The organism is Pseudomonas sp. Z1-12, assembly GCF_051132015.1.
Taxonomy (GTDB): Bacteria; Pseudomonadota; Gammaproteobacteria; order Pseudomonadales; family Pseudomonadaceae; genus Aquipseudomonas; species Aquipseudomonas zanjanensis.
On record NZ_CP071647.1, the window covers coordinates 6520566 to 6544339 of the forward strand.

The window sequence follows — 23774 nt, forward strand, 5'->3', positions numbered from 1 at the left end:
GCCATCAGAGGAGGCTTCATGGAAGCCCTGCACCAGAAAATCCGCGAGCTAGGCATCGTGCTGTCCGACCAGGTCCTGAAGGTCGATGCGTTTCTCAACCACCAGATCGACCCGCAATTGATGAAGCTGATCGGCGACGAATTCGCCGCGCTGTTCAAGGATTCTGGCATTACCAAGATCGTCACCATCGAAGCCTCGGGCATTGCCCCGGCGATCATGACCGGGCTGAACCTTGGCGTGCCGGTGATCTTCGCCCGCAAGCAACAGTCCCTGACCCTGACGGAGAACCTGCTGTCGGCCACCGTGTATTCGTTCACCAAGAAGACCGAAAGCACCGTCGCCATCAGCCCGCGTCACCTGACCAGCAGTGACCGGGTGCTGATCATCGATGACTTCCTGGCCAACGGCAAAGCCTCCCAGGCGCTGATCTCCATCATCAAGCAGGCCGGCGCCACCGTGGCAGGCTTGGGGATCGTGATCGAGAAGTCATTCCAGGGCGGCCGCGCGGAATTGGATGCCCAGGGCTATCGCGTCGAGTCGTTGGCCCGAGTGAAGTCGCTGGCGGGTGGGGTTGTGACTTTCATCGACTGATCACTGTGCCCCTGTGCCCCTGTGCCCCTGTGCCCCTGTGCCCCTGTGCCCCTGTGCCCCTGTGGGAGCGAGCTTGCTCGCGATAGCAGTCTGTCAGGCACCCTTTAGGTAACAGATATACCGCCATCGCGAGCAAGCTCGCTCCCACAGGGGTTTCAGGTTGATTGTTGTTGCACAGTCGCCTTGAGCCCCGCCAGCAGCAGCCGCTGGGCCAATTCCTCCTTCAACCCTTCAGGACTGGTCAACTGCATCCGCTCCAGATGCCCGGCATATTCCCAGGGCTCCGGTGCATCCAGCGCGGCTTTGCCCAGCTCCAGGAGCTCGGTGAGCTTGAACTTGCTCTTGAGCCAGTTCAGCGCCCGTAATAGGTCCCGCTCCAGCCCATCGAAATCACAGCCCAGCGGGTACTCGGGAAACAGGTTCGGATGACGTGCCTGGATCGCCTGCAAGCGCTCCGAGGTGTTGTCGGCGAACCGCGGATCGAGACGGAAATCCTTCGGCAGCTTGCCGGCCTTTTGCGCCTGCTCGATCAACCCGGGCTGGAAGCGTGAGTCGCTGATGTTCAGTAACGCCTCGATCACCGCCGCGTCGGTCTTGCCGCGCAGGTCGGCGATGCCGTATTCGGTGACCACGATGTCCCGCAGGTGCCGGGGAATCGTGCAATGGCCATACTCCCAGACGATGTTCGAGCTGATCTCGCCCCCGGCCTCACGCCAACTGCGCAGCAGCAGGATCGAGCGCCCGCCCTCCAGCGCATGGCCCTGGGCAACGAAGTTGTACTGCCCGCCCACACCGCTGAGCACCCGCCCATCTTCCAACTGATCGGCCACCCCGGCGCCCATCAGGGTCATGGTGAAAACCGTGTTGATGAAACGGGCATCGAGGCGTTGCAGGCGCTTGAGCTGTTCCTGGCCGTACAGCTCGTTGATGTAACTGATGCGCGTCATGTTGAATTCGCGCAGACGGCTTTGCGGCAGCTCGCGCAGGCGCTCGTAAAAACTGCGCGGGCCGAGGAAGAATCCGCCGTGTATGCAGATGCCGTCGGGTTGCGCCGCCTCGTCGAGCGTCCCGGCATTGGCCCGCTCCTGGGTCGCCTCGTCGGGGTAGACCTTGCGCCGGATGATCCCGGCCTCCGCCAGCGCCAGCAAACCGTTGACGAACATTTCACTGCAACCGTAAAGCCCTTTGGCAAACGGCTCGACCCCGCCCTCACGCTCGATCAACTGCGCCCACTGGCTAAGGTTCAGGTCCGCCAGCAACGCCTGGTAGCCGGCGTTATCGGCCTGGCGCGCCAGCAGTGCCGCGGTCAATGCGTCGCCCATCGAGCCGATACCGATCTGCAACGTACCGCCATCGCGCACCAGCGTACTGGCGTGCAGGCCGATCAAATGGTCCTGGAAACCCACCGGCATGTTCGGCGTGGAGAACAACGAGTGGCTGTCCTTTTCGTCGATCAACAGGTCGAAAGCGTCGATGCCGACTTCAGCGTCGCCGGGCATGTAGGGCAAGTCGCTGTGGACCTGGCCCACCATGAGAATGGTCTCCCCGGCCTCGCGTCGCTTGGCGATCATCGGCAGCAGATCGAGGGTGATGTCCGGGTTGCAGCTCAGGCTCAGGCGATCCGGGTGCTCCGGGTCGCTCGCCACCAGCTGCGCCACCAGGTTCAAGCCGGCGGCATTGATGTCCCGGGCCGCATGGCTGTAGTTGCTGCTGACGTAGTCCTGCTGGGCCGACGTGCTATGCAGCAGGCTGCCGGGCTGCATGAAGAATTGCTGGACGCGGATGTTGGCCGGCAGGCTGTCCCGCTGCAGGTCCGCCAAGAAATCCAGCTCGGGGTAATCGCCGAAGACCCGTTCGATAAAGGGTTCGAGGAAGCGCTTCTGCAAACCATCGCCCAGGTTCGGCCGGCCCAGGCTCAGGGCGGTGTAGAGGGTCAGCTGTCGTTCGGGCAGTTCTGCGATGCGCCGGTACAGCGCGTTGGCGAACAGGTTGGGCTTGCCCAGCCCCAGGGGCATGCCGAGGTGAATATGTGCCGGCAGGCGCTCGAGCACGTCATCCACCGCCTGTTCGATTGAACACAACTGCACCATCGGACCCTCCGGGACATTCCATGAATGTGGGTTGGACCGAGCTTGCCGGGTCTTGGTTGCGATGAACAGCCCCGAAAAACCCCAGGCGCAAAAAAGCCGCTCGTAAGCGGCTTTTTTGTGAAAGATGTTGGCGTATTACAGGCCAGACATCTCTTTGATGGCGCCCTTGAGGTCGTCATCGGAGCAGTCGGCGCAGGTGCCTTTAGGCGGCATGGCGTTCACGCCAGTAATTGCCTTGGCCAGGATGCCATCGAGACCACCCTGGTGATCGGCGCGCTCTTTCCAGGCAGCCTTGTCGCCGATTTTCGGCGCGCCCAGCAGGCCAGTGCCGTGGCAAGCGTTGCAGTGTTTTGCGATCACGTCTTTCGGCGTCTTGGCAGCCCCGCCGCCAGCCGAAGCCACGACTTCCATACCCTTGCATTCCTTGCCCTGGACGCAGACCTGGCCGACGGGTTCAAGGCGCTTGGCGATTTCGTCGTTCGGCGCCGCTTGAGCGGTCGCAGCCCATAGGGCCAATACGGTTGCTGGTGCAGCCAGCATTTTCATAATTAGGTTCACGCGTACACCCTCAATGGTGGCTAGTCACGCCTGCGGCCACGGTTTGCAGGCGGGCGCAAGTATAGCGGTAAGCCTGTCACTCTGAAACAACCCCAAAGTCGCAAGGGTCTTGTTTGTCATGACAGCCCAACAAGCGGGCGCCTTGGCCACGCGGGCCTGGCGCCTCTTGGTCTAGAAATTGGCCGGTGTGGCTGCGCTGATCAGTCGCGCCGGCACGTCAAACGGATTACGGAAACGGTGCGGCTTGGTGCTTTCGAAATAATAGCTGTCGCCGGCTTCGAGCACGAAGGTTTCGACGCCGACCACCAATTCCAGCCGCCCTTCCACCAGGATCCCGGTTTCCTCGCCCTCGTGGGTGAGCATCTCTTCACCGGTATCGGCACCCGGTGGATAGATTTCATTGAGGAAGGCAATCGCCCGGCTCGGATGTGCCCTGCCCACCAGTTTCATGGTCACGGCGCCGTCGGAGATGTCGATCAGTTCGTTGGCTTTGTAGACGATCTGGGTCGGTTTCTCCTGGAGGATCTCTTCGGAGAAAAATTCGACCATGGACATGGGAATCCCGCCAAGGACCTTACGCAGCGAGCTGATCGAGGGGCTGACGCTGTTCTTCTCGATCATCGAAATAGTGCTGTTGGTGACGCCCGCGCGCTTGGCGAGTTCACGCTGGGAAAGGCCTTTGAGTTTACGAATGGATTGCAGTCGTTCACCGACGTCCAATGCTGGAGCCTCCAGGGAATCAGGTTGTGTGGAAAGTGAGCGTTATCATGGCGACAGCGTTCAGTATTTACAACACTTTGACCCGAATCCCGTGCGGTGAAGCGACTTTCGGTAGGCGGCGCTTCGTGTCAGGCCCCGGAATAGAGCCGTGGCACCCGCCGCAGGTTGCAGAAAATCTGATAAGGAATCGTGTCAGCGGCCTTGGCGACATCGCTGGCGAGGATGTGCTTGCCCCACAATTCCACGGTCGAGCCGAACCCGGCCTGGGGGACATGGGTCAAGTCGACAGCCAGCATGTCCATCGACACCCGGCCCACCAACTGGCTGCGCTGCCCCTCCACCAGCACCGGCGTACCGGTGGGGGCCTGGCGTGGGTAGCCGTCGGCATAACCCATGGCGACCACGCCCACCCGGGTCGGTTGCGTGGTCACGAAGCGAGCGCCATAGCCCACCGGCTCGCCGGCAGGCAATTCACGCACGCTGATGATCTTCGACTCCAGGGTCATCACCGGTTGCAAGCGCGAGGCGACAGCGTTGGGCTCATCAAAAGGCGTGGCCCCGTAGAGCATGATGCCCGGGCGCACCCAGTCGCTGGGTATCTGCGGCCAGCCCAGCACCGCCGGTGAATTGCGCAGGCTGATCGGCGCCACCAGGCCCTGGCGGGCTTTGTCGAAGATCGCCAACTGCTCGGTACTGCTGGGATCGTGCAGTTCATCGGCACGGGCGAAGTGGCTCATCAACACAATCTTCGCCACTTTGCCGCTGGCGAGCAGGCGACGGTAGGCCGCTTGGTAATCCGTCGGATGCAGGCCGACCCGGTGCATGCCGGAATCGAGCTTGAGCCAGACGGTGATCGGCTGGCTCAGAGGGGCTTTTTCAATCGCTTCAAGCTGCCACAACGAATGCACCACGCACCAGAAATCGTGCTCGACGATCAGTGGCAACTCATCGGCTTCGAAGAACCCTTCCAACAACAGGATCGGCCCACGAATCCCGCCGGCCCGCAATTCCAGGGCCTCTTCGATGCAGGCCACGGCAAACCCGTCCGCCATGTCCTGCAGCGCCTCGGCGCAACGCACCGCGCCGTGCCCGTAGGCATCGGCCTTGATCACCGCAAGGGCTTTGGCCCCCGTGACTTCGCGGGCCAATTGGTAGTTGTGACGCAGGGCTTGGAGATCGATCAGGGCACGGGCAGGACGCATGGCGGCAGGCTTCTAGGCGGTCATCAATAAAAAACCGGCGCGGGCTGACGGCATGAACCGCCCGCAGCGCCGGAAGAGGGATCGTTTCGGCCGGGGATTAAGGCAGCGCGGCCACGACGGACAGCTCCACCAGAATCTCCGGTTCACACAGCTTGGCCTCAACCGTGGCACGGGCCGGGGCGACGCCTTTGGGCAACCATTGGTCCCAGACGGCATTCATGCCTGCGAAATGGGCCTTGATGTCCTTCAGGTAGATCGTCACCGATAACAGCCGCGTCTTGTCAGTCCCGGACAGGTCCAGCAAGCGTTCGATATTGGCCAGGCATTCGCGGGTCTGCTGCTCAATACCGGCGTTCATGTCGTCGCCGACCTGCCCGGCCAGGTAAACGGTGCCGTTGTGCACGACAACCTGGCTCATGCGGTCATTGGTGAGCTGGCGCTGGATTGACATGTTTTGCAGACTCCTGGGGTTTGCTGCCGTAACGGGAAATATCGAGGCCTTCGGCGCTGATCTGCGGCTTTTTCTTTGCCATCAGGTCGGCCAACAGGCGACCGGAACCACAGGCCATGGTCCATCCAAGGGTGCCATGGCCTGTGTTCAGGAACAGATTCTTGAACGGTGTGGCGCCTACGATTGGCGTGCCGTCCGGGGTGGTCGGACGCAAGCCGGTCCAGAAACTGGCCTGGGCCAGGTCGCCGCCCTGAGGATAAAGGTCGTTGACGATCATCTCCAGGGTTTCGCGCCGACGTGGGTTGAGGGACAGGTCAAAACCGGCGATTTCCGCCATGCCGCCTACCCGAATGCGATTGTCGAAGCGGGTGATCGCGACCTTGTAGGTTTCGTCGAGAATGGTCGAGGTCGGTGCCATGGCCGGGTTGGTGATCGGCACGGTCAGGGAGTAACCCTTGAGCGGATACACCGGTGCACGGATCCCGAGGGGCTTGAGCAGTTGCGGCGAATAGCTGCCCAGGGCGAGCACATAACGGTCGGCGGTTTCCAGCTTGCCGTCGATCCACACGCCGTTGATGCGATCACCCGCGAAGTCCAGGCGCTGGATGTCCTGGCCGAAGCGGAATTGCACGCCCAGCTTCACCGCCATTTCCGCCAGGCGCGTGGTAAACATCTGGCAGTCGCCGGTCTGGTCGTTGGGCAAGCGCAAGGCACCCGCCAGGATGTCGGTGACATTGGCCAGGGCCGGCTCGACCCGGGCGATGCCTTCGCGGTCGAGCACTTCGAACGGCACGCCGGACTCTTTCAACACGGCGATATCTTTTGCCGCGCCATCGAGCTGGGCCTGGGTGCGGAACAACTGCGTAGTCCCCAGGCTACGGCCTTCGTAGGCGATGCCGGTTTCGGCGCGCAGCTCGTCGAGGCAGTCGCGGCTGTACTCCGACAGGCGGACCATGCGCTCCTTGTTGATTGCGTAGCGGTTGGCGGTGCAATTGCGCAGCATCTGTGCCATCCACAGGTATTGATCAACGTCGGCAGTGGCCTTGATCGCCAGTGGCGCATGGCGTTGCAGCAGCCATTTGATGGCCTTGAGCGGTACGCCCGGCGCGGCCCACGGCGAGGCATAACCCGGCGACACCTGGCCGGCATTGGCGAAACTGGTTTCCATGGCAGGTGCTGGCTGACGGTCGACCACCACCACTTCAAACCCGGCACGAGCCAGGTAATAAGCACTGACGGTACCGATGACGCCGCTACCCAAGACCAGAACGCGCATGTTGATGCCCTCATCGCGGATAACCGCTGACGTTTGTTGTACATAGCTTTGATGGGCGCAGTGTAAAAAAGATCAGCCAGTGCTTTTCACTATATAAACACCTATATTTGGCGAGAATTCTCGGCAAAACCCCTTTTCATGGAGGCGCATCACCTGTGCGTACCAACACCCAGACCAAACGCGAGCTGGACAAGATCGACCGCAACATCCTGCGGATCCTCCAGGCGGACGGACGGATCTCCTTCACCGAGCTGGGGGAAAAGGTCGGCCTCTCCACCACGCCCTGTACCGAGCGGGTACGGCGCCTGGAGCGCGAAGGGATCATCATGGGCTACAACGCCCGGCTCAACCCGCAGCACTTGAAGGGCAGCCTGCTGGTGTTTGTCGAAATCAGCCTCGACTACAAATCCGGCGACACCTTCGAAGAGTTCCGACGCGCCGTGCTGAAATTGCCTCACGTGCTGGAATGTCACCTGGTGTCAGGGGATTTCGACTACCTGGTGAAAGCACGGATTTCCGAGATGGCGTCGTACCGCAAACTGTTGGGGGACATCCTGCTCAAGTTGCCGCACGTGCGCGAATCCAAGAGCTACATCGTGATGGAAGAAGTGAAGGAGAGCTTGAACCTGCCGATTCCGGATTGAGCCTGGCTCCAGGCAATGGTTGCCTGGAGGACCGCTTTCGCGAGCAAGCTCGCTCCCACATCGTGCGGTGGTGATTACCTTCTTGTGGGCAACAGAGTTCCATTGTGGGAGCGAGCCTGCTCGCGAAGGCCGCGACTCGGTATCCCTGCCTGCTAGACCAACACCTGCCGGGTACTGGCCATGTACTCATGAATCTGCTTCTCCACACGCGGATGAATCAGTTCCACCGGTCGCCGGCCATTGGGACACGGCAAGGTCGCCGTGGTGCCGAACAGCCGACAGATCAGCGGACGCTCGTCGTAGACCGTGCAACCGTTGGGCCCCAGGTGCACGCAGTCGAGCGCTTCCATGGCCGCATCCTGTTCGGCGCGGGTCTTGCGAGGCAAGCGGGCCATTTCCTCGGGCGAGGTGGTGACCGGACCGCAGCAGTCATGGCAGCCCGGTACGCACTCGAACGAGGGAATCTGCTGGCGTAGCGTACGAATTTTTTGACTGTTGCAGCTCATCGAGACGGTTACCGAGAAGGACTGTCCGGGATTCTGCCTTAAAAGCCGCGGACCAGACAGCGCCAACCGACCGGTGTTGCCCGGGGAGGAATCCCCGGCTTATGCTCCGTAAAATTTCTCAAACAGAACAATCAGGATTACGCACATGAACGCCCGTGTTCAGCAACCTGTCCCGAACCACGCGCACGCCGCCTCTTACTACGCCGCCAGCAGCCTGCCGCAACCGGACCATCCGGTGTTGCAGGGGGAGTTGCGGGTGGACGTCTGCGTCGTCGGCGGCGGGTTCTCCGGGTTGAACACGGCGATCGAACTGGCTGAACGCGGCATGAGCGTGGCGCTGCTGGAGGCGCACCGGATCGGCTGGGGCGCCAGCGGGCGCAACGGCGGCCAATTGATCCGCGGCGTCGGCCATGGCCTCGACCAGTTCGCGCCCATCATCGGCACCGACGGTGTGCGCCAGATGAAGCTCATGGGCCTTGAGGCGGTGGAAATCGTTCGGCAGCGGGTCGAGCGCTTCCAGATTCCTTGCGACCTCACCTGGGGCTACTGCGACCTCGCCAACAAGCCCGGCGATCTGGAAGGCTTCGCCGAAGACGCCGAAGAACTGCGCAGCCTCGGTTATCGCCACCCGATCCGACTGCTGCAAGCCGACGAAATGCACAGCGTCGTAGGCTCGGATCGCTACGTCGGCGGATTGATCGACATGGGCTCGGGCCATCTGCATCCGCTTAACCTGGCCTTGGGCGAAGCCGCCGCCGCGCAGCAACTGGGGGTCCGGCTGTTCGAGCAATCGGCGGTCACGCGTATCGACTACGGCCCTGAAGTGAAAGTGCACACCCAACAGGGCTCGGTCCACGCCAAGACGCTGGTTCTGGGCTGCAACGCCTACCTCAACGGACTCAACTCGCAACTCGGCGGTAAAGTGTTGCCGGCCGGCAGCTACATCATCGCCACCGAACCCTTGAGCCAGGCGCAGGCACAGGCGTTGTTGCCGCAGAACATGGCGGTCTGCGACCAACGGGTGGCATTGGATTACTACCGGCTTTCGGCCGATCGTCGCTTGTTGTTCGGCGGGGCCTGTCACTATTCCGGCCGCGACCCGCAGGACATTGGCGCCTACATGCGTCCGAAGATGCTCAAGGTGTTCCCGCAGTTGGCGGGCGTGGAAATCGACTATCAATGGGGCGGGATGATTGGCATCGGTGCCAACCGCTTGCCGCAGATCGGCCGGCTCAAGGACCAACCCAATGTGTATTACGCCCAAGCCTATTCCGGCCACGGCGTGAATGCCACGCACCTGGCTGGCAAATTGTTGGCCGAAGCCATTAGCGGGCAGCAGAGCAGCGGTTTCGACCTGTTCGCCCAAGTCCCGCACATGACTTTCCCGGGTGGCAAGCATTTGCGCTCACCGTTGTTGGCGTTGGGGATGTTGTGGCATCGGTTGAAAGAGTTGGTCTAACCCAACAACCGTGGCGAGGAAGCTTGCTCCCGCGGGGTTGCGCAGCGACCCTACGATTTTGCGGTCGCTGCGCAACCGAGCGGGAGCAAGCTCCCTCGCCACAGGTTCTTGATCACGTCAAAGCCGCCAGAACGGCTTCAGCCCCTCCTCCCGCGCCTGCTCTCGGCTCAGCCCGACGTCACGCAACTGTTCGGGTGTAAGTTCCAACAAGGCCTTGCGTGTATGCAGACGATGCCAGAACAGGCCCCAGCGACCCAGGCCGGACGGTGCATTGCGCAATGTTGCGCTGCGCAGCCCTTTCTCTTGCCCTGCCGCCAGTTCCTGACTGTGTAACGTCAGCCGCACATCGCTCAAGCCGTTCATTTCGATCGCTCCTGTTTACTTGGGTAGCCAGAGGTTTCATGATGCGCGGACGGCCAAAAGCAATACAGATTCAACCTAATTCTTTTATAAGCATACAGATTTGGTATTTACGGTACTGAATCGTCATTTTCCAACCCAACTGTATCGGTTGCAGTTGCTCATCTCATCGGGAGCGCACCATGACCCTCTACGTGAACCTCGCCGAACTGCTCGGCACCCGCATCGAACAGGGCTTCTACCGTCCTGGCGACCGGCTGCCTTCTGTACGGGCATTGAGCACGGAGCATGGGGTCAGCTTGAGTACGGTGCAGCAGGCCTATCGCGTGCTGGAGGACAGCGGGCTGGCGATGCCGAGACCCAAGTCAGGTTATTTCGTACCCGTGAGCCGTGAACTGCCGGACCTGCCGGTGATTGGCCGCCCGGCCCAGCGCCCCGTGGACATTTCCCAATGGGACCAGGTGCTGGAACTGATACGCGCCGTGCCGCGCCCGGACGTGGTGCAACTGGGCCGAGGCATGCCCGATATCCATTCGCCGACCATGAAACCGCTGCTACGCAGCCTGGCGCAGATCAGCCGCCGACAAGACATGCCGGGCCTGTATTACGACAACATCTACGGCAACCTCGCATTGCGCGAGCAGATCGCCCGGCTGTCGCTGGACTCCGGCTGCCAATTGGGCCCCAATGACCTGATCGTCACCACCGGCTGTCACGAAGCCCTGTCGGTCAGCATCCGCGCCACCTGCGAACAAGGCGATATCGTCGCGGTGGACTCACCCAGCTTTCACGGGGCCATGCAAACCCTCAAGGGCCTGGGCATGAAAGCCCTGGAAATCCCCACCGACCCGCTTACCGGCATCAGCCTGGATGCGCTGGAACTGGCCCTGGAGCAATGGCCCATCAAGGCCATACAGTTGACTCCCAGCTGCAACAACCCACTGGGCTACATCATGCCCGACGCCAATAAACGCGCGCTGCTGAACCTGGCGCAACGCTTCGACGTGGCGATCATTGAAGATGACGTGTATGGGGAATTGGCCTACACCTACCCTCGCCCACGCACCATCAAGTCATTCGATGAAGACGGCCGCGTCTTACTCTGCAGTTCGTTTTCCAAGACCCTGGCGCCTGGCCTGCGCATTGGTTGGGTCGCACCAGGCCGGTATCTGGAGCGGGTGCTGCACATGAAATACATCAGCACCGGCTCTACCGCGCCACAGCCGCAGATCGCCATTGCCGAGTTTCTCAAGGGCGGGCATTTCGAACCCCATTTACGGCGGATGCGCACGCAATACCAGCGCAATCGCGACGTGATGATTGACTGGGTCAGCCGCTATTTTCCAGCGGGTACCCGTGCCAGCCGCCCGCGGGGCAGTTTCATGCTGTGGGTGGAACTGCCCGACGGCTTCGATACGCTGAAGCTCAATCGGGTCCTGCTGGACCAAGGCGTGCAGGTCGCTGTCGGCAGCATCTTTTCGGCATCGGGCAAGTACCGCAACTGCCTGCGGATGAACTACGCTGCCAAGCCAACAGCCCAGATCGAAGAGGCTGTGCGCAAGGTCGGAGCGGCCGCCATCGCACTGTTGAACGAAACCCAGCACGATGTCGTCTGAACGTTAACCAGGGAAGCAGCACCCAACAGCCGATCACTACCAACAAGCGGAACGATCCTACGTGAGATCCAGACCGATCCTGCCTGCGTTGCTGTTAGTCGCCTCACTGCTGAGCGGCTGCGCCGGTCTTGATGTCACCCGTGAGCCCTCCCAGGCCTTGCCCGCCACTGAATCCTCGTTCGGCCGCTCGGTCCAGGCCCAGGCCGCGCCCCACGAAGGACGCTCGGGCTTTCGGCTGCTATCGGACAGCACCGAGGCCTTTACCGCCCGGGCCGAGCTGATTCGCAACGCCCAAGGCAGCCTGGACTTGCAGTACTACATCGTCCACGACGGCATCAGTACGCGAATGCTGGTGGATGAATTGCTCAAGGCCGCCGACCGCGGCGTGCGCGTGCGAATCCTGCTGGACGACACCACCAGCGATGGCCTCGACCAGATCATCGCGACCCTTGCCGCTCACCCACAGATCCAGATCCGCCTGTTCAATCCGCTGCACCTCGGACGCGCTACCGGCGTGACCCGTGGCCTCGGGCGCCTGTTCAACCTGTCGCTGCAACACCGGCGGATGCACAACAAGCTGTGGCTGGCCGACAACAGCATGGCCATCGTCGGCGGCCGCAACCTGGGCGATGAGTATTTCGACGCCGAACCCAACCTGAACTTCACCGACATCGACCTGCTCGGCGTCGGTCCGGTGGCCGAACAATTGGGGCACAGTTTCGACCAGTACTGGAACAGCGCCCTGAGCAAACCCATCGAACAGTTCCTGTCCCATCGCCCCACGCCCAAGGACCTGGCCAACAGTCGGCTGCGCCTGCAAGAGTCGCTGGAGCAGACCCACAAGGAAAACCACGCGCTTTACCAGCAATTGACTGCCTACAAGACCCAACCGCGCCTGGATACGTGGCGCGACCAGTTGATCTGGGCCTGGAACCAGGCGCTGTGGGACGCGCCCAGTAAAGTGCTGGCCAAGGGTGAACCGGACCCGCAGCTATTGCTGACCACTCAACTGGCCCCCGAACTGACGGGCGTCAGCAAAGAACTGATCATGATTTCCGCCTACTTCGTCCCCGGCCAGCCAGGCTTGGTGTACCTGACCAGTCGCGCCGACGCCGGTGTGTCGGTGAGCCTGCTGACCAATTCCCTGGAAGCCACCGACGTGCCCGCCGTGCACGGCGGCTACGCGCCGTACCGCAAGGCCCTGCTGCAACATGGCGTGCGCCTGTTCGAGTTGCGACGGCAACCGGGCGACACCGGCGGCAGCGCTCACTTGTTCTACAGCAAGTCCTACGGCGAATCGGACTCCAGCCTGCACAGCAAGGCGATCATCTTCGACCAGCAGAAATCCTTCATTGGCTCGTTCAATTTCGACCCGCGTTCGGTGCTGTGGAACACCGAAGTCGGCGTGCTGGTGGACAGCCCTGAACTCGCCGGACAAGTCCGTGAGCTGGCCTTGCAAGGCATGGCGCCGGCCTTGAGCTACCAGGCGAGGCTGGAAGATGGAACGCTTGTGTGGACCACCGAAGACAACGGCCAGACCCACGACCTGGCCCGCGAACCGGGCAGTTGGTGGCGCCGGTTCAATGCCTGGTTCAGCACGACGATCGGACTGGAGCGGATGCTTTAGAGGCGGACAGGTCGCTTTTGTGGCAGACCTTTTGTGGACAGCCTGCCTTGTGGCAGACCGCTTTTGTGGCGAGGGAGCTTGCTCCCGCTGGACTGCGAAGCAGTCCCGGCTTTGCGGTTGCTGCGCAACCGAGCGGGAGCAAGCTCCCTCGCCACAAAAGCCCCCTTGCTACAGGGTTTCGGGATGTTCAGGCAGCCTGCGTGCTCCCAAACGCCCCTTGGCGAAACAGCAGGATCACCAGCCCGAACGCCCCCGCCGCCATGAACAAAGGCAGCGCATGGCCGCTGATCCATTGGCTGCCCGCCCCCGCCACCAGCGGGCCGACCAGGCAACCGAGCCCCCACAGTTGCGCGACATGGGCGTTGGCCCGCACCAGCGCATCGTCGCGGTAACGCTCGCCGATCAGGATCAGCGACAACGTGAACAAACCGCCCGCGCTGGCGCCGAACAGCACCCACAACGGCCAGATCAGCAGGGTATCGATCAGCAGCGGAACCGCCAGGCTCGATAACATCAATGCCACCGCACACCCCGTCAACAGAGCCCGGCGAGACACGCGGTCGGCCAAGGCGCCGATGGGCAATTGCAGCAAGGCGTCACCGACCACCACGGTGCTGACCATCGCCAGCGCGATGTCAGCCGTAAAACCCTGGCGCAGGCAATACACCGGCAGCAACGTGAGAATCATCGCCTCGAACGCAGCGAACAACGAGACCGCCCAGGCAATCGCTGGCAAGCCGCGGCAGAACGTCCATAAATCACTGAACGTGACGTTGCCGGCCTCACTGCTGGGCGCACCGCTGCGGCCCAGCAACAACAAAGGTGCGACCACCAGCAGACCGACGCCCACCCAGAACCCGTAGTCATGATCGGTCCCCAGCGCGCCCAACAGCAGCGGGCCGGACAACTGGCTCAGGGCGTAGCTGCTGCCGTACAGCGCCACCAGCCGCCCACGCCATTTTTCAATGACCAATTGGTTGATCCAGCTTTCACCCAGGATGAACACCAAGGTCAGGACCACGCCGATCATCAGGCGCAACAGCAACCAGACTGTATAACTGGGCAGCAGCGCCAGGAGCCCGATGGACACTGCCCCGCCCCATAGGCACAGGCGCATCAACGCCGCCGTGCCGAACCGCGCCGCCAGACGGCTCGACACCTTGGCCCCGAGCAACACCCCCACGGCCGGCATCGCAGCCATCACACCAATGGCGAACGAGCCATAACCCCAACCCTCCAGGCGCAGCGATACCAGCGGCATGCTCACGCCCAGGGCCAGGCCGACGCTCAGGACAGACGCCAACACGGCGAAATAGGTTGCCCAACGCATTTCCACGCTCCTGTGGAGGATTGTCGAATTCAGCCATCACTCAAAACACTGTGGGAGCGAGCTTGCTCGCGAAAGCGGTTTAACATTCAACAAAGTCGTCGACTGTCGGGCCGCTATCGCGAGCAAGCTCGCTCCCACAGGGGATCTGATGTGAGCACCACATCTTGTGTCCGATGCAGAGTCAGCGTGGGAGCGAGCTTGCTCGCGAAGGCGGAGAATCAGTCAACTTAGCCGTTGAATGTTTAAACCGCTTTCACGAGCAAGCCCGCTCCCACAAAGGAATCAGCGCTGCATGGAGCCCCGGACAGGATCCGGGGCCGCCCGTGTCAGAGCTTGATCCAGGTCGACTTCAGCTCGGTGTATTTGTCGAACGCATGCAGCGACTTGTCGCGACCGTTGCCCGACTGCTTGAAGCCACCGAACGGTGCAGTCATGTCGCCGCCGTCGTACTGGTTGACCCATACGCTGCCGGCGCGCAGGGCCTTGGCGGTCAGGTGAGCCTTGGAGATGTCCTTGGTCCATACCGCTGCAGCCAGGCCATACGGTGTGTCGTTGGCGATTTCAATGGCCTGCTCGGCGGTGTCGAAGGCGATGACCGACAACACCGGGCCGAAAATCTCTTCCTGAGCGATCTTCATGGCATTGCTCACGCCGTCAAAAATCGTCGGCTCGACATAAGTGCCGCCGGTTTCTTCAAGGATGCGCTTGCCACCGGCGACCAGTTTGGCGCCGTCGCTGTGACCGGCCTCGATGTAGGACAGCACCGTGTTCATCTGCTGGGTATCCACCAGGGCGCCGACGTTGGTCGCCGGGTCCAGGGGGTTGCCCGGTTTCCAGCCCTTGAGGGCTTCGATCACCAGCGGCAGGAACGTGTCCTTGATGGAACGCTCCACCAACAGCCGCGAGCCGGCGGTGCAGACTTCGCCCTGGTTGAAGGCGATGGCGCTGGCAGCGGACTCGGCCGCGGCCTGCAGGTCCGGAGCATCGGCGAAGACAATGTTAGGGCTCTTGCCGCCGGCTTCCAGCCAGATGCGCTTCATGTTGGATTCACCGGAATAGATCATCAGTTGCTTGGCGATCTTGGTCGAGCCGGTGAACACCAGCGTATCGACGTCCATATGCAGGGCCAGCGCCTTGCCAACGGTGTGGCCGTAGCCTGGCAGGACGTTCAGCACGCCTTTCGGGATGCCGGCCTCGATCGCCAGCGCGGCGATGCGGATGGCGGTCAGCGGGGACTTTTCCGACGGCTTGAGCACCACTGAGTTACCGGTGGACAACGCCGGGCCGAGCTTCCAGCAGGCCATCATCAGCGGGAAGTTCCACGGCACGATCGCGCCCACGACACCCACCGGCTCACGGGTCACCAGGCCCAGTTGATCGTGCGGCGTGGCGGCCACTTCGTCGTAGAGCTTGTCGATGGCTTCACCGCTCCAGCTCAACGCTTGGGCCGCGCCGGGCACGTCGATGTTCAGCGAGTCGCTGATCGGCTTGCCCATGTCGAGGGTTTCAAGCAGGGCCAGTTCTTCGGCATGCTGCTTGAGCAGGCCGGCGAAACGAATCATGGTGGTTTTGCGCTTGCTTGGTGCCAGGCGCGACCAGACGCCGGAGTTGAAGGTGGCGCGGGCATTTTCGACGGCACGCTGGGCGTCGGCCACGTCGCAACTGGCGATCTTGCCCAGCAGGCGGCCATCGACCGGGCTGAGGCAATCGAAGGTTTCGCCGGACACCGCATCGGTGTACTCACCGTTGATGAAGGCGCGGCCTTCGATTTTCAGGTCGCGGGCGCGTTGTTCCCAATCGGCACGAGTCAGGGTGGTCATGCGTGTGTCCTCCTCTTATTGAGTACGAACGCCGCGCAATGCGCAGCGCTCAAAAGAATTCCGCCCGGCCAGCCTGCTTTCGGCGCTGTTCGGCGCTGCAATTGGTACGGGGCACCCGCCACCCTAAACCAGCGGCTGGTCATGTTTCAATATATTTGACACAACGGTGGCAAACGGCCTTGCGATGTTCGTTTTAATAAACATAGACTCGAGGCCTTTCCAAGCGATCACTGGGGATCACCCGCATGAGCATTCAGGACATCGTCGACTTCAGCCAGGCCAATACCACCGCCGAACGTTATCGCCCGGACCCGGCCAAGGTGTTCAAGGGCGATCCCGAACAAGCCGTGTTCAACCACTACAGCAGCCCCTGTGGGCAAATGAACGCTGGCGTGTGGGAAGGCGCCGTTGGCCAGTGGACGGTCAACTACACCGAGCATGAATACTGCGAGATCGTCCAGGGCGTTTCCGTGCTGCGGGACAACGACGGCAACGCCAAGACCCTGCGGGCCGGCGACCGCTTCGTGATTCCGGCCGGGTTCAAGGGCACTTGGGAAGTGCTGGAGCCGTGCCGCAAGATCTATGTGGTGTTTGAACAGAAGGCTTGAAGATTTGTGTCGCTGGATCTGGCCTCATCGCGAGCAAGCTCGCTTCCACAGGGATCTGGGGCGTCATAAGGTCCAGTGTGGGAGCGAGCTTGCTCGCGATGAGGTCCCGACAGGCAACAAAAAAGGCCCGTATCTCGCGATACGGGCCTTTTTCGTAAGAGGGAAAAATCAATTACTTGATTTTGCCTTCCTTGTAGATCACGTGCTTGCGAACAACCGGATCATATTTCTTGATCTCGATTTTGTCCGGGGTAGTACGCTTGTTCTTGTCGGTAGTGTAGAAGTGACCAGTACCGGCGCTCGAGATCAAACGAATCAATTCACGCATGATTAGCTCCCTTAAACCTTGCCATCGCGACGAAGTTCGGCCAGCACGACACTGATGCCACGCTTGTCGATGATGCGCATGCCCTTGGCAGATACGCGCAGACGCACAAAACGTTTCTCTTCTTCAACCCAGAAGCGGTGATGCTGCAGGTTCGGCAGGAAACGACGACGGGTTTTGTTGTTTGCGTGGGAAATGTTATTCCCAGTCACCGGACCCTTACCGGTAACTTGACAGACTCTCGACATGCCTCAGCCCTCTAAAACCACATGCCCAACCCGGCATGGGTTGGCCGCTTAATCTCTCAGTCATTTGGCGCCAGGCGCCGCGTTTCTTTAAGGGTCTTACCGGCTACACCTACAGTGAAGGAACCGGGCCCCTAGAAAAGAGCGCTGCTTTATACCAGAAAGACCACAGTGCAACAACAGCCGATGTGATTTGTCTTCTTGGAGAATCATCGGCCAACCGCCCCGGACGGCGGGGACAGAGGCTGGCACGGCCCCTTACCGCTCGTCGCTGCGCGCAGGTTTTTTTCACTTGCGACAGGTTCGGGCCACTCAAACGTCGCCGCAGGGTGCCGGAAAATGCAAAAAGGGGATAGTCATTTGGCAGCGAGCCCACTAGGGTAGGCCTTTTCCAGACTGCACTCGCAGATGGGCCTTCGACTTGCACAGGAAACCGACCATGCGCCTCGCTGCCCTACCGTTGTTGCTCGCCCCTCTGCTGATCACCCCGCAGGCCTTCGCCGCCGCCCTGAGCGTCTGCACCGAAGCCAGCCCGGAAGGGTTCGATGTCGTCCAGTACAACTCTCTGACCACCACCAATGCCTCCGCCGACGTGCTGATGAACCGCCTGGTGGATTTCGACACCGCCAGCGGCAAAGTAGTCCCCAGCCTGGCCGAGCGCTGGGAAGTCTCCACCGATGGCCTGACCTACGTGTTCAAGCTGCGGCCGCAGGTCAAGTTCCACCGCACCGATTACTTCACGCCGCGCCGCGACCTGACCGCCGAGGACGTGAAGTTCAGCTTCGAACGCATGCTCGATCCGGCGAACCCGTGGCACAAGGTCGCGCAAAGCGGCTTCCCCCACGCCCAGTCCATGCAGTTGCCGGCGCTGATCAAGAAAATCGACGCCCTGGATCCGCTGACCGTGCGCTTTACCCTCGATCACGCCGACTCGACCTTCCTGGCGACGTTGAGCATGGGTTTTGCCTCCATCTATTCGGCCGAATACGCCGACCAGTTGATGCAGGCCGGCACGCCGGAAAAACTCAACAACCAGCCGGTCGGCACCGGCCCGTTCATTTTCAGCCGGTTCCAGAAGGACGCCTCGATTCGCTATAAGGCCAACGACGCCTATTTTGGCGGCAAGCCCCAGGTGGATCCGTTGATCTTCGCCATCACGCCGGACGCCAACGTGCGCCTGCAGAAACTGCGCCGCAACGAATGCCAGATCGCCCTGTCGCCCAAGCCGCTGGATGTGCAGGCCGCCCGGCAGGAATCGACCCTGAGCGTGGCCCAGACCGAGGCCTTCATGACCGCGTTCCTGGCGATCAACAGCCAGCATCCGCCCCTGGACAAGCCTGAGGTGCGACAAGCCATCAACCTGGCCTTCGACAAGGCCAGCTACCTCAAGACTGTCTTCGAAGGCACCGCCGAAGCCGCCAACGGCCCTTACCCACCGAACACCTGGAGCTATGCCAAGCACTTGCCGGGCTACGCCCACGACCCGGCCAAGGCCCGCGACTTGCTGGCCAAGGCCGGCTTGAAGGAAGGCTTCAAGACCACCATCTGGACCCGCCCTTCCGGCAGCCTGCTCAATCCCAACCCGAGCCTTGGCGCACAGTTGCTGCAATCGGACCTGGCGGAAATCGGCATCCAGGCGGAAATCCGCGTGATCGAATGGGGCGAACTGATCCGCCGCGCCAAGGCCGGCGAGCATGACCTGCTGTTCATGGGCTGGGCCGGCGACAACGGCGACCCGGACAACTTCCTCACGCCGCAGTTTTCCTGCGCGGCGGTGAAGTCCGGGACCAACTTCGCCCGCTACTGCAACCCGGATCTGGACAAACTGATCAGCGCCGGCAAGACCACCGGCGAACAAGGCGTGCGCGCCAAGCTCTACGAACAGGCCCAGGCCCAGATCCAGCAGCAGGCCCTGTGGCTGCCCCTGGCCCATCCCACTGCCTTCGCGCTTACCCGCAAGGATGTGCAGGGTTATGGGGTGAGCCCGTTTGGGCGGCAGGACTACTCCAAGGTCAGCCTCAAGTAACCCCAGCTCACGGACATTTGAAGTTGCAATGGTCCCTGTGGGAGCGAGCTTGCTCGCGATAGCGGCGCATCAGACACATCAATGCTGGCTGACCGACCGCTATCGCGAGCAAGCTCGCTCCCACAAAGGGCCTCGCTTCGTCAGACCCGGCCTACATCCACCCCCACTCCGCCATCGACAACGGCTCGCCATCGCCAACGATGAAATGGTCGAGCACCCGCACATCGATCAACTCCAGGGCCTCCTGGAGACGCTCAGTGAGCACACGGTCGGCCTGGCTGGGCTCGGCGTTGCCGGAGGGGTGGTTGTGGCACAGGATCAACGCAGCGGCGTTATGGGCCAGGGCGCGCTTGACCACCTGCCGGGGATGGACGCTGGCGCTGTCGATAGAACCGCGAAACAGCGCCTCGAAGGTCAGCACCTGGTGCTTGGAATTGAGAAACAGGCAACCGAACACCTCGTGGGGCTCGTGGCGCAGCATGGACTTGAGGTATTCACGCACCGCGAATGGGCTTTCCAGTGATGTCTTTTCCCGTGCCCGCTCAGCCAAATGCCGCCGACTCATTTCCTGGGCCGCCTGCAACTGGGCAAACTTCGCCGGCCCGAGCCCCATATGATTGCTGAATGTAATCTGATCGGCTTCAAGCAGCGCGCGCAGGCTGCCAAATTGAATCAACAGTTGTCGCGCCAGATCCACCGCGCTTTTGCCGGACACGCCGGTGCGTAAAAAAATCGCCAGCAGCTCGGCGTCCGAAAGACTCCCCGCCCCCAGCGCCAATAACCTCTCCCGCGGTCGCTCGGCCGCGGGCCAGTCACGAATACTCATGGCATCTCCCTGATTGTGGGCGCCGCTGTTCCGTAGCGGTCGCTGTGATATCGTAGCCCATCTTTTTTGCAGGCGATTTGCACCCTGGCAGGCTGCTGCCAAGGGGTTCGCCTTGCACTGACCACTGAAATCGAAAGGCAGGCCTATGCAGCGGCTGTATCGGAAACGCATCGTTCTGGGCGTCGGCGGCGGCATTGCCGCCTACAAGAGCGCCGAGCTGGTTCGCCGACTCATCGACCAGGGCGCGGAAGTGCGGGTCGTCATGACCCGTGGCGGCAGCGAGTTCATCACCCCGCTGACCATGCAAGCCCTGTCCGGCCACCCGGTCCACCTGGATTTGCTCGACCCGGCGGCCGAAGCCGCCATGGGCCATATCGAACTGGCCAAGTGGGCCGACCTGGTGCTGATCGCCCCGGCCACGGCCGACCTGATCGCCCGCTTGGCCCAAGGCATCGCCGACGACCTGCTGACCACCCTGGTGCTCGCCACCGACGCCGTGGTCGCCGTCGCACCCGCCATGAACCAGGCCATGTGGCGCGACCCGGCCACCCAGGCCAACCTGCAACTGCTGGAAAGCCGCGCCCTGAAAGTCTTCGGCCCAGCCTCCGGCAGCCAAGCCTGCGGCGACGTCGGCATGGGGCGCATGCTCGAGGCTACCGACCTGGCCCAGTGCGCCGCCGATTGCTTCCAGCGCCAGGCCCTGACCGGCAAGCATGTGCTGATCACCGCCGGGCCGACCCAGGAAAACATCGACCCGGTGCGCTACATCACCAACCACAGCTCCGGAAAAATGGGCTTCGCCCTGGCCGAAGCCGCCGTCGAAGCCGGCGCCCGGGTGACGCTGATCACAGGTCCGGTGCACCTGCCGACCCCGGACCGAGTCACGCGCATCGACGTGGTCAGCGCCCGGGACATGCTCGCGGCCTGCGAAGCGGCCATCCCCTGCGACCTGTTCATCGCCTCGGCTGCGGTAGCGGACTACCGTCCCGAAGTCGTTGCCCCGCAAAAATTGAAGAAAGACCCTACAAGCGGCGACGGCCTGCTCCTGCAAATGGTGCGCAACCCAGACATCCTGGCCAGCATCGCCACCCGCCCCGACCGACCCTTCAGTGTCGGCTTCGCCGCCGAGACCGAGCACCTGCTCGATTACGCCGCCCGCAAGCTCAAGGACAAGAACCTCGACTTGATCGTCGCCAACGATGTGGCCAACCCGAGCATCGGCTTCAACAGCGAAGAAAACGCCTGCAGCGTGATCGACCGCCAGTTGCACGCCACACTTTTCGCCCAGACCAGCAAGAGCAAGATTGCCCGCCAGCTGATCACTTTCATCGCCGAACGTCTGAACCAGGTTTAATGTCATGCACGCTCTACAAGCCAAGATCCTCGACCCACGCATCGGCAGCGAATTCCCGCTGCCGCAATACGCCACACCCGGCTCCGCCGGCCTCGACCTGCGGGCGATGCTCAAGCAGGACACGATCCTGGAGCCAGGCCAGACCCTGCTGATTCCTACCGGCCTGTCGGTGTACATCGGCGACCCGGGCCTGGCCGCGCTGATCCTGCCGCGCTCGGGCCTGGGCCACAAACACGGCATCGTGCTGGGCAACCTGGTGGGCCTGATCGATTCCGACTACCAGGGCGAACTGATGGTGTCGTGCTGGAACCGCGGCCAAACGGCCTTCAATATTGCCGTGGGCGAGCGCATCGCACAGTTGGTGCTGGTGCCGGTGGTCCAGGCCCACTTCGAACTGGTCGACGAATTCGACGAGAGCCAGCGCGGCGCCGGTGGTTTCGGACATTCCGGCAGCCATTGACCGCTCGATTGCGGGCCCGGCGTCCTGCCCGGCCCGTTCATGAAGCTTCTGTTTCAGGACAAAAAATGCGCAATGGCTTTCTGCTAGGTTTCCCATCCGGAATCAATGTATTAGGCGAGCGAGGCCGGGGTACCGCTGTCTCATGGCACTTTCCCACCACGAACTCTCTGTCAAAAACGCCGTCATACCCTTCAGCTTGAGCCTGCCGACACCCAGTGTCGGCCTGTCCAGTCACTTTCCTGATAGAGCGCCCCGCCCATGAACACCCCAGCCGCAATCGCCCCGATCTTCCCTGAAAGCATTTTCCGCGCCTACGACATCCGTGGCGTGGTACCGGAAACCCTCACCGCCGAAACCGCCTACTGGATCGGCCGCGCCATTGGCTCCCAGAGCCTGGCCCAGGGCGAACCGAACGTGTGCGTCGGCCGTGACGGCCGCTTGTCGGGCCCCGAGCTGGTTGAGCAATTGATCAAAGGCGTTGCCGACAGCGGCTGCCACGTCAGCGACGTAGGCCTGGTGCCGACGCCCGCGCTGTATTACGCCGCCAACGTGCTGGCCGGTAAATCCGGGGTGATGCTCACCGGTAGCCACAACCCGTCGAACTACAACGGCTTCAAGATCGTCATCGCCGGCGACACCCTCGCCAACGAGCAGATCCAGGCCCTGCACACCCGTCTCAAGACCAATGACCTGAGCAGCGGCCAGGGCAGCGTGACCAAGGTCGACATTCTCCCGCGCTACAACGACGAGATCGTCAAGGACGTGAAGCTCGCCCGCCGCCTGAAAGTAGTGGTCGATTGCGGCAACGGCGCGGCCGGCGTGATCGCCCCGCAACTGATCGAAGCCCTGAACTGCGAAGTTATCCCGCTGTTCTGCGAAGTCGACGGCAATTTCCCTAATCACCACCCGGACCCGGGCAAGCTGGAAAACCTGCAAGACCTGATCGCCAAGGTCAAGGAAACCAATGCCGACCTGGGTCTGGCCTTCGACGGCGACGGCGACCGCGTGGGCGTAGTGACCAATACCGGCAGCGTGGTGTTCCCGGACCGCCTGCTGATGCTGTTTGCCAAGGACGTGGTGGCGCGCAACCCCGATGCCGAGATCATTTTCGACGTGAAATGCACACGTCGCCTGGTGCCGCTGATCAAGGAATATGGCGGTCGCCCGCTCATGTGGAAAACCGGTCACTCGTTGATCAAGAAGAAAATGAAACAGAGCGGCGCCCTGCTGGCCGGCGAAATGAGCGGCCACATCTTCTTCAAGGAACGCTGGTTCGGTTTCGACGACGGCATCTACAGCGCCGCGCGCCTGCTGGAGATCCTCAGCAAGGAAAAATCCACGGCCGAAGAACTGTTCGCGACCTTCCCGAACGATATTTCTACGCCAGAAATCAATATCCATGTGACCGAAGAGAGCAAATTCAGCATCATTGATGCACTGCACGACGCCCAGTGGGGCGAAGGCGCCGAACTGACCACCATCGACGGTGTGCGGGTCGACTACCCACAAGGCTGGGGCCTGGTCCGCGCCTCCAACACCACGCCGGTGCTGGTGCTGCGTTTCGAAGCCGACAACGAGGCGGAACTGCAGCGCATCAAGGACGTGTTCCACGCCCAACTCAAACGTGTTGCACCTGATCTCCAACTACCGTTTTGATTTTTTGAAGCACTACCGGAGCCC

At 61.9% G+C, this 23774-nt stretch carries 22 protein-coding genes and 1 pseudogene; 10 read left to right on the forward strand and 13 right to left on the reverse strand.

What is annotated here, in order from left to right; genetic code table 11:
• Window positions 1–18 precede the first annotated feature (18 nt).
• On the forward strand, window positions 19–591 hold the full coding sequence (locus J3P85_RS28630) for a xanthine phosphoribosyltransferase (protein ID WP_042728997.1): 573 nt from the start codon (window positions 19–21) through the stop codon (window positions 589–591).
• A 155-nt stretch (window positions 592–746) separates the two neighbouring features.
• On the opposite strand, the gene J3P85_RS28635 is transcribed toward J3P85_RS28630, so the two are convergent.
• The 6 genes from J3P85_RS28635 to dadA form a co-directional block, all read right to left on the reverse strand.
• Window positions 747–2681: an acetyl-CoA hydrolase/transferase C-terminal domain-containing protein gene (locus J3P85_RS28635; RefSeq protein ID WP_434704285.1), complete on the reverse strand. Its 1935-nt coding sequence runs from the start codon at window positions 2679–2681 to the stop codon at window positions 747–749.
• Between the two features lie 135 nt (window positions 2682–2816).
• Window positions 2817–3227, reverse strand: a complete 411-nt coding sequence (locus J3P85_RS28640) for a c-type cytochrome (protein WP_186706911.1) — start codon at window positions 3225–3227, stop codon at window positions 2817–2819.
• 183 nt (window positions 3228–3410) lie between these two features.
• Window positions 3411–3959: a cupin domain-containing protein gene (locus J3P85_RS28645; RefSeq protein WP_003206841.1), complete on the reverse strand. Its 549-nt coding sequence runs from the start codon at window positions 3957–3959 to the stop codon at window positions 3411–3413.
• A gap of 128 nt (window positions 3960–4087) precedes the next feature.
• Window positions 4088–5161: an alanine racemase gene (gene alr / locus J3P85_RS28650; RefSeq protein ID WP_434704286.1), complete on the reverse strand. Its 1074-nt coding sequence runs from the start codon at window positions 5159–5161 to the stop codon at window positions 4088–4090.
• Window positions 5162–5258: 97 nt separating this feature from the next.
• Window positions 5259–5612 (reverse strand): RidA family protein, encoded by a 354-nt coding sequence (locus J3P85_RS28655; protein ID WP_434704287.1) that lies wholly within the window; start codon window positions 5610–5612, stop codon window positions 5259–5261.
• The gene (dadA, locus tag J3P85_RS28660) at window positions 5584–6888 is read right to left on the reverse strand and encodes a D-amino acid dehydrogenase (RefSeq protein WP_434704288.1); all 1305 of its coding nucleotides are present in this window, start codon (window positions 6886–6888) and stop codon (window positions 5584–5586) included. The genes J3P85_RS28655 and dadA overlap by 29 nt, the downstream gene beginning before the upstream one ends.
• A gap of 155 nt (window positions 6889–7043) precedes the next feature.
• Between dadA and J3P85_RS28665 the strand changes: the two genes are divergently transcribed.
• Window positions 7044–7532 carry an Lrp/AsnC ligand binding domain-containing protein gene (locus J3P85_RS28665; RefSeq protein ID WP_003206849.1) on the forward strand — a complete coding sequence of 163 codons (489 nt, stop codon included), beginning with the start codon at window positions 7044–7046 and terminating at the stop codon, window positions 7530–7532.
• Between the two features lie 152 nt (window positions 7533–7684).
• On the opposite strand, the gene J3P85_RS28670 is transcribed toward J3P85_RS28665, so the two are convergent.
• Window positions 7685–8038, reverse strand: a complete 354-nt coding sequence (locus J3P85_RS28670; RefSeq protein WP_003206850.1) for a YkgJ family cysteine cluster protein — start codon at window positions 8036–8038, stop codon at window positions 7685–7687.
• A gap of 145 nt (window positions 8039–8183) precedes the next feature.
• On the opposite strand from J3P85_RS28670, the gene J3P85_RS28675 reads away from it, so the two are divergent.
• The gene (locus J3P85_RS28675; protein WP_434704289.1) at window positions 8184–9497 is read left to right on the forward strand and encodes an NAD(P)/FAD-dependent oxidoreductase; all 1314 of its coding nucleotides are present in this window, start codon (window positions 8184–8186) and stop codon (window positions 9495–9497) included.
• A 117-nt stretch (window positions 9498–9614) separates the two neighbouring features.
• Here the strand turns inward: J3P85_RS28675 and J3P85_RS28680 are convergent, their stop codons facing one another.
• A complete protein-coding gene (locus J3P85_RS28680) occupies window positions 9615–9860 on the reverse strand; it encodes a DUF1127 domain-containing protein (protein ID WP_411385949.1) in 246 nt (81 codons plus the stop codon).
• Between the two features lie 179 nt (window positions 9861–10039).
• On the opposite strand from J3P85_RS28680, the gene J3P85_RS28685 reads away from it, so the two are divergent.
• On the forward strand, window positions 10040–11473 hold the full coding sequence (locus tag J3P85_RS28685) for a PLP-dependent aminotransferase family protein (RefSeq protein ID WP_434704290.1): 1434 nt from the start codon (window positions 10040–10042) through the stop codon (window positions 11471–11473).
• 61 nt (window positions 11474–11534) lie between these two features.
• Entirely contained in the window at window positions 11535–13100 is a 1566-nt protein-coding gene (locus J3P85_RS28690) for a phospholipase D family protein (protein WP_434704291.1), read from the forward strand.
• Window positions 13101–13287: 187 nt separating this feature from the next.
• On the opposite strand, the gene J3P85_RS28695 is transcribed toward J3P85_RS28690, so the two are convergent.
• A complete protein-coding gene (locus J3P85_RS28695; RefSeq protein ID WP_434704292.1) occupies window positions 13288–14430 on the reverse strand; it encodes an MFS transporter in 1143 nt (380 codons plus the stop codon).
• 326 nt (window positions 14431–14756) lie between these two features.
• On the reverse strand, window positions 14757–16250 hold the full coding sequence (locus J3P85_RS28700) for an aldehyde dehydrogenase (protein WP_003206859.1): 1494 nt from the start codon (window positions 16248–16250) through the stop codon (window positions 14757–14759).
• A gap of 245 nt (window positions 16251–16495) precedes the next feature.
• Here J3P85_RS28700 and J3P85_RS28705 point away from each other — a divergent pair, with 245 nt between their 5' ends.
• Complete coding sequence (locus J3P85_RS28705; protein WP_434704293.1) at window positions 16496–16858, forward strand: cupin domain-containing protein; 363 nt, start codon at window positions 16496–16498, stop codon at window positions 16856–16858.
• A 172-nt stretch (window positions 16859–17030) separates the two neighbouring features.
• On the opposite strand, the gene rpmG is transcribed toward J3P85_RS28705, so the two are convergent.
• Entirely contained in the window at window positions 17031–17186 is a 156-nt protein-coding gene (rpmG, locus tag J3P85_RS28710) for a 50S ribosomal protein L33 (RefSeq protein WP_003177274.1), read from the reverse strand.
• 11 nt (window positions 17187–17197) lie between these two features.
• The gene (rpmB, locus tag J3P85_RS28715; RefSeq protein WP_003177273.1) at window positions 17198–17431 is read right to left on the reverse strand and encodes a 50S ribosomal protein L28; all 234 of its coding nucleotides are present in this window, start codon (window positions 17429–17431) and stop codon (window positions 17198–17200) included.
• Between the two features lie 436 nt (window positions 17432–17867).
• Here rpmB and J3P85_RS28720 point away from each other — a divergent pair, with 436 nt between their 5' ends.
• Entirely contained in the window at window positions 17868–19454 is a 1587-nt protein-coding gene (locus J3P85_RS28720; protein WP_434704294.1) for an ABC transporter substrate-binding protein, read from the forward strand.
• A gap of 151 nt (window positions 19455–19605) precedes the next feature.
• On the opposite strand, the gene radC is transcribed toward J3P85_RS28720, so the two are convergent.
• Window positions 19606–20280: a RadC family protein gene (gene radC, locus J3P85_RS28725; protein ID WP_250964558.1), complete on the reverse strand. Its 675-nt coding sequence runs from the start codon at window positions 20278–20280 to the stop codon at window positions 19606–19608.
• Window positions 20281–20425: 145 nt separating this feature from the next.
• On the opposite strand from radC, the gene coaBC reads away from it, so the two are divergent.
• The 3 genes and pseudogenes from coaBC to J3P85_RS28740 all read left to right on the forward strand — a co-directional run.
• Complete coding sequence (gene coaBC, locus J3P85_RS28730) at window positions 20426–21634, forward strand: bifunctional phosphopantothenoylcysteine decarboxylase/phosphopantothenate--cysteine ligase CoaBC (protein WP_003206865.1); 1209 nt, start codon at window positions 20426–20428, stop codon at window positions 21632–21634.
• Between the two features lie 4 nt (window positions 21635–21638).
• Window positions 21639–22094: a dUTP diphosphatase gene (dut, locus tag J3P85_RS28735; RefSeq protein ID WP_186706889.1), complete on the forward strand. Its 456-nt coding sequence runs from the start codon at window positions 21639–21641 to the stop codon at window positions 22092–22094.
• Window positions 22095–22346: 252 nt separating this feature from the next.
• A pseudogene (locus tag J3P85_RS28740) lies at window positions 22347–23750 on the forward strand (phosphomannomutase/phosphoglucomutase); the annotation flags it as partial.
• Between the last annotated feature and the right edge of the window lie 24 nt (window positions 23751–23774).